Consider the following 12,003-nt stretch of genomic DNA (forward strand, 5'->3'; position numbering starts at 1 on the left):
CACATGAAGGCCTTCATGTCCCACCCGCTCAGCGTCATGCGCCACTTCTGCGGCGAGGCGACCCATGTGCAGGCCTTCATGAACCGGCCCGGCTTCCGCCGCAGCGCCGGCGACTCGCTGCTGTCCACCTGCAGCATCCACCTGCGCTATGCCAATGACGCCGTCGGCTACCTGCTGAGCCAGCGCGGCGACTGCACCTATGGCCTGGGCGGCTGGTGGAGCTGCGAAGTCGCGGGCACCAAGGGCACGTTCTGCATCGAGAACTGCGTCGAGAAGGTCACCTACTGGAAGGCCCCCGACGGCCGCGGCCCGGGCAAGCCGGGCACCATCGCCCCCGGCGAAGAGGGCGGCCCGGAAGTCTTCGAGTCCGGCACGCACAATTTCGGCGAGACGTTCCCGAACCGCATCCACGCCTTCCTAGAGGACGTGAGCAACAACGTGCCGCGGCACGAGTTCCGCGCCTCGGGCCGGGACGCGCTGGCGGTGCTGGAGATCACCTTCGCGGCGATGGACAGCTACGAGCAGGGCGGCGCACTGGTACGCCCGCACCCGCTCCCGCCGCTGGAAGTGAAGCCGGAGGAGTTGCTGGGGTAGTCACGCGTGCAAGCTGGTACCGAGCGGCCGCGGCCCATTGGGCCGCGGCTGCTCGCTGTGCGCTGACTGATTCGACAAACCGCCCCTCTTGTGGCATACTACCCCAACAAGTCCAGCCGCCACCGTACGGGCCAGTGGTGCCCGTGCGGCTCTTGTGTTGCCTGCCGTACGGTCGCTCGGCCCAACCCCAATACCAACCACCGCAATCGCGTGTGCGTGAGGAGTTCTTTTCTATGCCCAAAGATGGTGACGTGTATCCCGATTTCACTCCCGGCCAGATCACCTTCGACCCCATCCCCCTGTTCACGTACCACGGCGACATCCAGGAGGCCATCGCCGAGGGGCTGAGCAAGGACGAGGCCCTGAAGCTGCTCGATCACATGCTGCACATTCGCTTCTTCGAGGAGATGATCGTCAGGCTCAAGGGCAAGAAGTTCAAGCCCCTGGTGGACTATAAGTTCATCGGCGCCACCCACCTGTCCATCGGCCAGGAAGCCGTCGCCGTCGGCGCCATCGGAGCCATCAACGCCGACGACTACATCACCTCTACCCACCGCGGCCACGGCCACTCCATCGCCAAGGGCGCCTTTGCCCTGGAGAAGCGCGACGTGGCGCAGCTCGCCGAGTTCATCGGTGAGGACGCCGCGAACTACGACATGTCCGACCGCAAGGGCGTGCTCGACTGCGCCATGCAGGAGCACCTCAACCGCACCATGGCCGAGCTGTTTGGCAAGGAAGAGGGCTACTGCCGGGGGCGTGGCGGTGGCATGCACATCGCCGACTTCCACGCCGGCCACCTGGGCGCCAATGCCATCGTCGGCGGCTCCTTCGCCATCGGCGCCGGCGCCGCCATGGCCGCCTCAATGCTCCAGGACGGCAAGGTCTGCCTGTGCATCGTCGGCGATGGCGCGACCAACAACGGCATCGCCCATGAGGCCATGAACTGGGCCGCTCAGGACCAGTTCGCAGAGGGTTGCCCGGTCATCTTCCTGGTCGAGAACAACCAGTACGGCATGACCGGCCAGCAGAAGGGCGAGGTCACGGGCATTGACTGGCTGGCCCAGCGCGGCGCCGGGTACAGCCGCGAGAACATGCACGCCGAGGTTGTCAACGGCATGAGCGTCCTGGCCGTGCGCGATGCCGTCACCCGCGCGGCGAAGCTGTGCCGCGAGGGCCAGGGCCCGGTGCTGCTCGAGTGCATCACCTACCGCTACATGGGCCACTCGCTGTCCGACGACCGCACCACCTACCGCAGCAAGAACGAGGAGAAGGCCTGGCAGGACATTGACCCCGTCGAGACCTACCAGAAGGCGCTGATCGAGAGTGGCATCGCCACGCAGGACCTGATTGACATCCACCGCAAGATCGCGCAGGAGCGCATTGACCGCGCCACGCTCTTTGCCTCCGAGGCGACCGATCCCGATCCCGCCACGATCTACGAGGGCCTCTCCGCCGAGACCACCTCGGACGACATAGACCCCAAGTGGGCCACGCCGCAGGAGGCGCTGCTGGCGGAGTACAAGCCCCAGCGGCGCGACTCGACCGGCAGCATCCTGGCCCGCCATGCCGTCATCGAGGCCCTCATCGAGGAGATGCTGCGCGACCAGCGCGTCGTCCTCTATGGCGAGGATGTGGCCGACTACGGCGGCGCTTTCCAGGCCACACGCGGCATCTTCGAGATCTTCGGCCGCCAGCGGTGCTTCAATGCCCCGATCTCCGAGTCGGCCATCATCGGCACCGCGGCCGGCGCGGCCATGGCCGGGATGCGGCCCGTGTGCGAGCTGATGTACATTGACTTCATCCTCATGACGATGGACCAGACCGGCAACCAGGCCGCCAAGAACCGCTACATGTTCGGCGGCAAGGCCAAGCTCCCGATGGTCATCCGCACGACCATCGGCGGCGGCAAGGGCTACGCCGGCCAGCACAGCCAGAGCCTCGAGGCCGTGGCGACGATGTTCCCGGGGCTCAAGGTGGTCGCGCCCTCGACAGCCTATGACCTCAAGGGCCTGCTGAAGGCCGCTATCCGCGACGACAACCCGGTCGTCTTCATCGAGCACCAGAACCTCTACCTGGTGAAGGACCCCGTGCCCGAGGAGGACTACACGGTGCCGCTGGGCGTGGGCAAGGTCGTCCGCGAGGGCACGGACATCACGGTCGTGGCGTACTCGTGGATGATGCAGCGGGCGCTCGAGGCGGCCGACAAGGCCGCCGAGGAGGGCATCTCGGTCGAGATCGTGGACCCGCGCACGCTCGTGCCGCTGGATGAGGACCTCATCAACGCCTCGGTGAGCAAGACCGGCCGGCTGCTGTGCGTGCAGCAGGCGCCGGAGATCGGCTGCTACGCCGAGCACATCGCGTACAAGGCGCAGGAGGCGTGCTTCGCCAGCCTGAAGGCCCCCGTGAAGATCGTAGCGGCCCACAACACGCCGCCGCCGATGGCCGCGACGCTGGAAGCGGAGTTCCTGCCCAGCGTGGACAAGATCCTGAAGGGCATCCAGCAGACTGTGGGGCGGTAGACGCCCGATGGTCCACCCGCTAAGGAGACCACTACGGCCCGCAGCGACCACCCACGGTCGTCTGCGGGCCGTTTCGTGACACGAGCCATGCCACGGATTCCTCTGTCGCTGTCCGTCTACGAACACGCCGCCTCCTTCTTGGGCCTCACGCCCTGGGAGGTGTGCCGCTCTGCCGAGCTGGTCTACCGCGCCCATCGCGAGGCGTACCTGGCCTACCGTCACTTCCCCCTGGTCGTCGGCATCGACATCTACAACCTGGAGGCGGAGGCCTATGGCGCGGAGCTGGTGCGCCCGGCCGGCGCGGGCATTCCCGCCATCACGCAGCCCATCATGACGCTCGCCGATGATCCGCGCCGCCGCGCTTTCGACCCGGCGACGGCCGGACGCATCCCGCTGATGATCGAGGCGGCGCAGCGCCTGCAGGCCGACTTCCCGGAGGCCGACGTCCGCCTGCCGGTGAGCGGCCCCTTCTCGGTCGCCCAAAGCCTGCTCGGCCTCGAGCCCCTGGCCATGGCCGCCGCGCTCGAACCCAGCCGGGTCCGGGACTTCCTCCTGGCCCTCGTCCCGGGGCAGGTGCGCACCTGCGAGGCCATCCTGGCCGCCGGTCTCGGCATCGCCTTCTTCGAGTCCGCCGCCGCGCCGCCCCTGTTGTCGCCAAGGCAGTTCCGCGAGATCGAGCTGCCGGCGCTCCAGTGCGCCATGCAGGAGGTGTCGGCCGTCATCCAGGCGGCGGGTGCCGCGACGGGTGCGGCGGGCCCCGCCGCGCTGCCCTGCATCATCGGCGGCGACACAGCGCCCATCGTCGAGGACTTGCTGAGCACCGGCACCGACTTCCTGATCTGCCCGGCCGAGACCGACCGCGACGCCTTCCTCGCCCGGACGGCGGCCCGCCCGGAGGTGCGTGTGCGGGTCAACCTCGACCCGGCCGTCTACACGTCCGGCACCCCCGCGGCGATGCAGGTGGCGGTGGATGAGGTGGTGAAGCTAGCCGCCAGGCGCCCCAACCTGCTGCTGGGCACGGGCGCGATTCCGTACGAGACGCCGCACCAGAACATCCAGGCGCTCATCGCCATGTGCGCTTGACCCTCGGACCGTGGAGCGTGACCATGAGAGCCATCGCGGCATGTGTCGGTGCGCTGTTTGTCCTGCAACTCCCCCTCCTGGCCCAGACCCCCGACTGGACCCTCAGCTTCGACATGGACCAGGCGCCCAACACTGGCGGCTGGCAGAGCACCGTCACCCGACACGAAGTCAAGGACGGGGTCCTGCGCATCGTCGATGACAGCACCGAGCGTGGCTCGGGCCACTGCTTCCAGGTGAGCTGGCAGGCCGACCCCGCGCAGGAGGCCGTGGTCGAGGCGCGGATGAAGGTCGTGTCCAGCGAGGGCGACGCGGGGGTCTGCCTCTGGGTGTCCAACGGGGTCAACGAGGAGGGCGTGCAGTTCCGCACCGACGGGATTGACCTGGCCTTCGCGAAGCTGAAGTACGCGCTGGACACGACGAAGGACTTCCACGTCTACCGCCTCACGCTCAAGGGGCAGGACCTGAAGCTGTATGTGGATGACAAGCTGGCGATTGACGCCACCGGCAAGGCGACCGCGCCGGCGCACCAGGGACGCAACCAGCTCACCTTCGGCAGCGCCTCCAGCGCCGCCAAGGGCGAGTCGCTGTGGGACTACGTGAGGTTCAAGTCACCCATGGAACTGCAGCAGGCTATCGTGCCGCCGCAACTGGAGCAGGTCACGATCTTCCGCGAGCCCGATACGTACGCCGTCTTCCCCGGCCTGCGCATGGACGAGGCCACCGGCCGTCTGGCGACCAGCTTCCGGGCCGGGGGGCCGAAGTCGCACATTGACGCCAAGGGCGCCGGGTCGGTCTCCATGGTCAGCGACGACGGCGGCAAGACCTGGCAGAAGGGGCCGATGCTCCCCGGCAAGCCCTTCGTGGGCCCGAACGGGCGGCAAGTGCGGGTCTGGTGCAAGTGGTGGCAGGAGCACCCGGCCGAGAAGCGCGAGGAGTTGCAGAAGCAGGGCTATCTCGTGCGCGACGTACGCCCCGGCACCGTCGCCTTCTGCGCCGGGGCCATGTGCGGCCTCTCCAAAGACGACGGCAAGACGTGGGAGAACCGCGAGATCCAGTACCCCTTCATGGCCTGCCTGGCCTCGGGCATGAACTCCCTGCAGCTTGCCGATGGCACCATCCTCTTCCCCGTCTACGGCTCCCAGAAGCCGGATGACAAGGACTCCTCGTGGCTGCTGCGCTCGACTGACTACGGCGAGACCTGGCAGTTCATCCAGGTTGGCCTGAAGCCGGAGATCAGCCTGAACGAGCCCGAGATCATCGAGTGCAAGAGCGGGCGGCTGCTCATGGTCATGCGCACGGGCGAGGGCAACGATCACCTCTGGCAGGCGACCTCCGACGACAAGGGCGCCACGTGGCATGGCCTCAAAGACACCGGCGTGCAGGGCCATCCGCCGGACCTGCTGCGCCTGCAGGATGGCCGCATCCTGCTGAGCTATGGCTTCCGTCATCCGACGCCCGGCATTCGCGCGGTCGTCAGCAACGACGAGGGGGAAAGCTGGGACCTGCAGCACATCTACGAGTTGCGCGGCGGCGGCGGCGGCTTCGACCTGGGCTATCCGCACTCGGTGCAGCTCCGGGACGGCACGGTCGTGACGGTGTACTACTTCTTCGAGCCCGGCGGGATGCAGTACGTCGCGGCGACGCGGTGGAAGGTGCCGTAGCCGTAGGACCGCCGGCTTCCAGCCGGCACGCAGTTGGTCTGTGGGGCGCGTGCGGCTCTGGAGAGCCGCGGTCCAACCGCCCACCACGCTCCGGTCCTCTGCGCGCCGGGAAGGAAAGGCCGCCCAACCTGCACCAAGGGACGATGGCGCGTTTCAGCCATGTTGGGAGCGTGCGCGTGCTTCGTCTGCTGATGCCTCTATTGCCGTTCCTCCTGCTCGGGCCGCTCTCCCCGGCCCCCGCGCAGGTTGCCGCCCGCTTTCGCCACGACCCCGCCGCCGGCGCAGCGGCTCTGCGCCTGGCACGTCAGGCTCTCGACGAGTACTGTCTCCACCGCAATCGCCTGCCTGTGCCTGAGGACCTGCCGGCGCTGCTGTACGAGCACGCCGGTGTCTTTGTCTCCGCCCAGGTGAACGGCGCGCCGCGCTGCTGCATGGGGACGCTGCGGCCGCAAGGGCCGAGCCTGGCCGCGGACCTCATCGAGGCGGCCGTGCGGGCCGCCGCCCATGACACGCGTTTCCCCCCGCTGAGGCCCGCCGAGCTACCCGGCCTGCGGGTCATCGTGTCCATTCTGGATCCCCCGCAGGCCACGGTCGAGCCCTTCGCGCTCGACCCCGTCAGCGACGGGCTGGCAGTCCGCTCAGCGCTGCGCACGGGCGTGGTGCTGCCCGGGGAGACCGGGCGCCCCGACCGCTTCGTGTCGTGGGCGCTGACGCGGGCCGGGGCACGCCATGGGGAACAGGTCGAGTACTTCCGCCTCACGGCGGTTCGGTTCATGGAGCACCCCACAGGTGCGAGTCAGTCTGGGAGGTAGGAACATGTCACACTCCATCCGCTGGATGCTCATCGGCGCCCTCGTCGGCCTCTGCGCTTCAGTTGTCACGGCGCAGCCCCCGATGCCGCCGCCACCTGGGTCGCCCCCGCTGCCGCCTCCGCCGCCGGGCCGGGGCGTTCAGACCCGCCAGCCCAGCGCCAAGGCGCCTAACCTACAGGTCAGCGCGAGCCAGCGCACCTTTGCCGTGGGCAAGAAGGTGCTGCTGTCGCTGTCCACCTACAACCTCAAGCAGGCCAACCTGGCCGTGTATCGGGTCGCCCTGGAGGCCCTGGCGCCCAGCGCCGCGGCTGCCGCCGAGGATGACGCGAAGGTGCCCGGCAGCCTGCCCTACCGGCTTAAGAACCTCAAGCTCCGCGGCCAGCGTCCGGCCAAGACGCTCACCGTGAAGACGGCGTACTCGCTGGACTCGTGGGAGGAGAAGACGGTGCCCGTGATGGGCCTGGCGCCGGGGGTCTATGTGGTCTCAGCGACCGCCTATGGCATCGAGAAGCGCACGTGGCTGGCGGTGTCAGGCCGGGCCATGTTGGCCAAGCGCTCGCCGCACGAGGTCCTCGCCTGGGTCGTCAACGCCACCACCGGCCAGCCGGCGGTGGGCGTACCCGTGGCGCTGTATGGCGAGAAGGGGAAGGTGCAGACGAAGGCGACGACGGGCGATGGCCTCGTGAAGTTCGATGCGCCGCCGCTGAGCACCCCGGCGTGGCTGGCGACGCAAGCCGGCGACCCCGCCTTCGCCCAGGGCCTCTCCCCCGCCGTCGTTGACCCCTACGTGGCGACCCTCTACACCGACCGCCCGGTCTACCGCCCCGGCCAGAACATCAAGTTCCGCGGCACGATCCGCGAGTTCGCGAGCGGTCAGTACTCGCTGCCCGCGGCGAGCACCGAGACTGTGCGTGCGCGCATCAAGACCGACGGCGGCAGCGTCGTCTACGACGAGCAGCTCCCGCTCAACGCATGGGGCACCTTCAATGGCGAGTTCCAGCTTGCCCCCGAGCCGCCGCTGGGGGACTACGAACTCAACGTCACCGTCGGCAAGGGCGCCAAGGAGACGATCTTCTTCCACAGCTTCCGCGTCGAGGCGTACCGCAAGCCCGAGTTCACCGTGGATGTGAAGATTGACAAGCCCCTGTACAAGAGCGGCGACGATGTCTACTTCACCATCTCCGCCAAGTACTTCTTCGGCAGCCCGGTGTCGGGCGGCAAGGTCAGCTACAACATCCGCTTCAATGAGGCCAGCGAGGCGCCGCCGGCGCACATCGTCTCCGCCGCCGGCCTGGGCACGGCCGCCATCGGGCAGATCGAGGACAGCTTCGAGGGCGCCGGACGCCTGGACAAGGACGGCAAGCTGCGCCTCTACCTGAAGACCAAGCATCTGCCGTATGACCGCAGCCTGAGCATCTCGGCCGAGGTGAGCGAGACGGCGCTGCGCCCGCGCTCCGGCAGCGACAGCACGCTCATCGCCGGCGCAGGCATCAACCTCGACATCAGCCCCAACGCCTACCAGTACCAGGTCGGCGAGACCGCGACCGTCACGGTGCGCACGACCGACCGCGAGGGCAAGCCCGTCTCCACTGCCGTCAACCTCTCGTTCGTTGAGAACCTGGAGGACCGCGAGGGGCGCTCGTACGAGGAGACCACCAAGAAGGTCGTCGAGACGAGTAGCGAGGGTCGGGCGGAGGTGTCGTTCCCCCTGAAGCGTCTGGGCTACCACCACTTCGAGGCCTGGGCCAAGGACCAGGACGGCAACCCCGTCTATGACTCCGAGAGCATTGACGTGGTCAAGAAGAAGGAACTGCGGCGCTGGCCCTCGCTGGAGATGAGCGCTGACGCCAGCTCCTACAAACCGGGCGACACCGCTGTCATCAAGGGTGAGACCGATCAGCTCGGGGCCTGGATGCTCGTGACCGTCGAGGGCGAGCACCTCTTCTCCTCGAAGGTCGTCCGGCTGCAGGCCAACCAGTTCAGCTTCAAGGTGCCGATCACCGAGGACTTCCGGCCGAACGTCGAGGTGCGCGCGGCGATCATCCGCAAGGGCGAGTTCACCGGCGCGAACGATGACCTGTCCGTCCCGTTCGCCGACAAGCAGCTCACGGTGACGATCACCCCGAACAAGGACAAGTACCAGCCGGCCGAGACCGCGAGCTATGCCATCACCACCCGCGATGCGAGCGGGGCGGCGGTGCCGGCGGAGGTGGGCCTTGGCGTCGTGGACGCCAGCGTCTACGAGATCCGGTCGGACACCACGCCCAACCCGTTCGATGCGTTCTGGGGCGAGCGGGAGAACCGTGTCGAGACGCAGTTCTCGCTCGAGAACATGTACCCGGGCGGGGCCTATCAGATGATGCCGGCAGCCGCACCGATGATGGAGCGAGCTGAGATGCCCCGCGACGGCTCCAGCAAGGCTGGCGATGCTGCCCCGCGCGTCCGGCGCTTCTTCACCGACACCGCCTACTGGGGCCCGTCGGTCGTGACCGACGCCAACGGCACGGCGGAAGTGAAGTTCACCGTCCCCGACAACCTCACGACCTGGCGAGCCACCGCACGTGGCGTCACGAAAGCTACGCAGGCCGGCGAGAACCGCAAGGACGTCGTCGTCACCATGCCGCTGCTGGTGCGCTTCACCCTCCCGCGCTTCTATGTGCAGGGCGATGAGGCCACCGCCGCCGCGACGGTGCACAACTACACCGGCACCGAGCGCAATGTGAAGGTCACGCTGACGGCCGAGGGCGCCGAAATCCTCGGCGCGGCCGAGCAGAGCATCAAGTTGGAGAATGACGGGCTCAAGCGCCTGACCTGGAAGATCAAGGTCACCGGCAAGGACAATGCGCGGTTCCTCGTCAGCGCCGACGGCGGCCCTGGGGGCAAGGACGCCACCGAGGCCACGTTGCCGATCAAGCCGGACGGCGCCCCGGATGTCGTGGCCGCCGCCGGCATGACCTCCGACGCGGCCACCGTCTCCCTGGACCTCCCGGCCAACGCCGTCGCGGGCAGTGGCCTGGTGCAGGTCGCCCTGTCGCCCTCGCTGGCCGGGCCGCTGTTTGAGGCCCTCGACTATCTCACCACCTATCCCTATGGCTGCGCCGAGCAGACCATGGACGGCTTTCTGCCCAACATGATCGTCGTCAAGGCGCTCAAGGACCTCGGCTCGCAACGGCCGCGCCCCAAGATGCTCGACCGCTACATCAGCTTCGGTCTGCAGAAGCTCCTGCGCTTCCAGCACTCTGACGGCGGGTGGCACTGGTGGGAGTTCGACGACAGCGACCCATACATCAGCGCCTACATCGTCTACGGCCTGAAGCTGGCTGACATGAACGGCTACGTGGCGGCGCACAACGCCATGGTGCGCGGGACGGCGTACCTGCGCGAGGCGCTCACCGAGGAGAACTACCGCGATGCCCAGGCGTATCTCCTGTGGTCCCTGGCGTTCGCCGATGTCTGGCCCAAGCCGGAGGACCTCCAGCAGGCCACCAACATCGCCGGGCAACTCGCCGCGCAGCGCGCCAAGCTCGACATGTTCAGCCAGGCCAGCCTGGCCCTGTCGCTCCACGCCCTGTCGCAGGCCACCGGGCAGGACCCGGCCGTGGCGCCGAAGCTGGCCGAGATGGCCCGGACCATCGCCGGCGAGCTCGAGCAGCAGGGCAAACCGCTCGGCCAGGCGCTCTACTGGCCCGCCGACGGCCGCTACAAGTACTCCTGGCTGGACAACAACGTCGAGGTCACCTCGCAGGTGCTGTCGCTGCTGCTGACCGTCAAGCCCGACAGCTCGGCCATCGTTCCGGCGGTGCGCTGGACCATGGCCGCCCGCAGTGGCAAGGCCTGGACCTCCACCAAGGACACCGCGGCGGCGGTCCTGGTCCTGACAAGGTACATGGCCCAGAGCAAGGAACTCGGCCAGGCCTTCACTGCGAAGGTCTTCAGCGGCGACAAGCTCGTCAAGGAGATCGCCTTCAAGCCCGAGGACGCCCTGAAGGACCCGGTCACGTTCGCCATCCCGGCCACGGACCTGCAGACCGGGGCGAACAAGCTGCGCTTCGCCCTCACCCCTGCCCCTCTCCCAGGGGGAGAGGGGAGCAAGGGTCGCTGCAGCCTGTACTACAGCGCCCGGCTGAGCTACCTGCTGCCCAGCAAGGACGTCGTGCCGGTTGCCAAGGGCATCACCATCGAGCGCAAGTACCGCATCCCGGCCGTGGACCCCTCCGGCGCCGACGTGCTCGACCCGGGCGAGGTCGTGTTCGTGGATGTGACGATCCGCACGAAGGACAACCTCCGCTACGCCCTGCTGCAAGAGCCGATCCCGGCGGGCTGTGAGGTGGTCGAGGGTGAGGAGGACCGCATCCCGAGCATCGGTTGCGAGCGGCGCGAAGTGTGGGACAACAAGCTGGTCCTGTACTTTGACTACCTGTGGCGCGGGGAGCGCACCTTCACCTACGTGCTGCGCACCGAGGCCCCGGGCAGCTTCCGCATCCTGCCCAGCACCGCCGAGCTCATGTACTTCCCCGAGGTGCGCGGCAACAGCAAGCCGGTGCGGATGAAGATCGCGGATGTGAAGGAGTAGCGCGATGGGGCCGCCGGAGGGGCCGGATATCATCCGGCCCGCCGTCACTGGCGCACGGTGCAAGGCAATGGGAGACCCTCACGACGGGCCGGCTGGTAGCCGGCCCCTCCCTGCCCTGCCCTTACTGCTGGCGGCTTCCCTGCTCATTGCGTCGCTGGCGTCCGCCGACGACACCCGGCCTGCCCCGCAGCCGGGACTGACCATGCCGGCCTTCGCCCTGTTCGATCGGGACGGGCGCCTGCATCGCCTGCCCGACTACACCGAGTCCGTGCTGGTCGTCAACTTCTTCGCCTACTGGTGCGACACGTGGGTCAAGCAGTTGCCCCAGCTCAAGGAGCTGTCGCGCCAGCAGGCGGACCTGCACTTCCGCCTGATCGGCATCAGCGTGGACGGCCAGTGGTCCGACGCCCGGCGCAAGGTCCTGCGCGACCAGAAGCTCCTCTTCCCGGTGCTGCTGGATGGCCGGTCGGAGCTGGCGCGCCAGATCGGCCTGCGCCGCGTGCCGACGGTGCTGGTCCTCGACCGGCAGCGCCGGGTCACATACGTACACGAGGCTTACCCCGGCAACCCGCCGGTGCTGGCGGCGGTGCGGAAGGCGTTGTCGCGGTAGACCGACGCCAGCCGGTACGCCCGACACTCCTGTCGGGCATTGTGCCGCATCGTGGTACGCCCGACACTCCTGTCGGGCATGTTCCGTCGCCCGACAGGAGTGTCGGGCGTACCTGTGTCCTTGCCCCCCAACCTCACCATCGGAGACAGCG

Annotated in this window: 7 protein-coding genes; all 7 read left to right on the forward strand. The window is 68.2% G+C overall.

What is annotated here, in order from left to right; genetic code table 11:
- Positions 1 to 594 (forward strand): hypothetical protein (locus LLH23_07500; protein ID MCE5238323.1); only part of this gene is annotated, 594 nt, incomplete at its 5' end.
- Positions 595 to 827: 233 nt separating this feature from the next.
- Positions 828 to 3,113 (forward strand): dehydrogenase E1 component subunit alpha/beta, encoded by a 2,286-nt coding sequence (locus tag LLH23_07505; GenBank protein MCE5238324.1) that lies wholly within the window; start codon positions 828 to 830, stop codon positions 3,111 to 3,113.
- An 87-nt stretch (positions 3,114 to 3,200) separates the two neighbouring features.
- On the forward strand, positions 3,201 to 4,196 hold the full coding sequence (locus tag LLH23_07510; GenBank protein ID MCE5238325.1) for a hypothetical protein: 996 nt from the start codon (positions 3,201 to 3,203) through the stop codon (positions 4,194 to 4,196).
- A 23-nt stretch (positions 4,197 to 4,219) separates the two neighbouring features.
- On the forward strand, positions 4,220 to 5,857 hold the full coding sequence (locus tag LLH23_07515) for a glycoside hydrolase (GenBank protein MCE5238326.1): 1,638 nt from the start codon (positions 4,220 to 4,222) through the stop codon (positions 5,855 to 5,857).
- A gap of 176 nt (positions 5,858 to 6,033) precedes the next feature.
- On the forward strand, positions 6,034 to 6,669 hold the full coding sequence (locus tag LLH23_07520) for an AMMECR1 family protein (GenBank protein MCE5238327.1): 636 nt from the start codon (positions 6,034 to 6,036) through the stop codon (positions 6,667 to 6,669).
- 4 nt (positions 6,670 to 6,673) lie between these two features.
- The gene (locus LLH23_07525) at positions 6,674 to 11,242 is read left to right on the forward strand and encodes a hypothetical protein (GenBank protein ID MCE5238328.1); all 4,569 of its coding nucleotides are present in this window, start codon (positions 6,674 to 6,676) and stop codon (positions 11,240 to 11,242) included.
- A gap of 67 nt (positions 11,243 to 11,309) precedes the next feature.
- Positions 11,310 to 11,852, forward strand: coding sequence for a TlpA family protein disulfide reductase (locus LLH23_07530; GenBank protein MCE5238329.1), 543 nt, complete (start codon positions 11,310 to 11,312; stop codon positions 11,850 to 11,852).
- Positions 11,853 to 12,003 lie beyond the last annotated feature (151 nt).

The sequence above is a fragment of the bacterium genome, assembly GCA_021372615.1.
Classification (GTDB): Bacteria; Armatimonadota; Zipacnadia; order Zipacnadales; family UBA11051; genus JAJFUB01.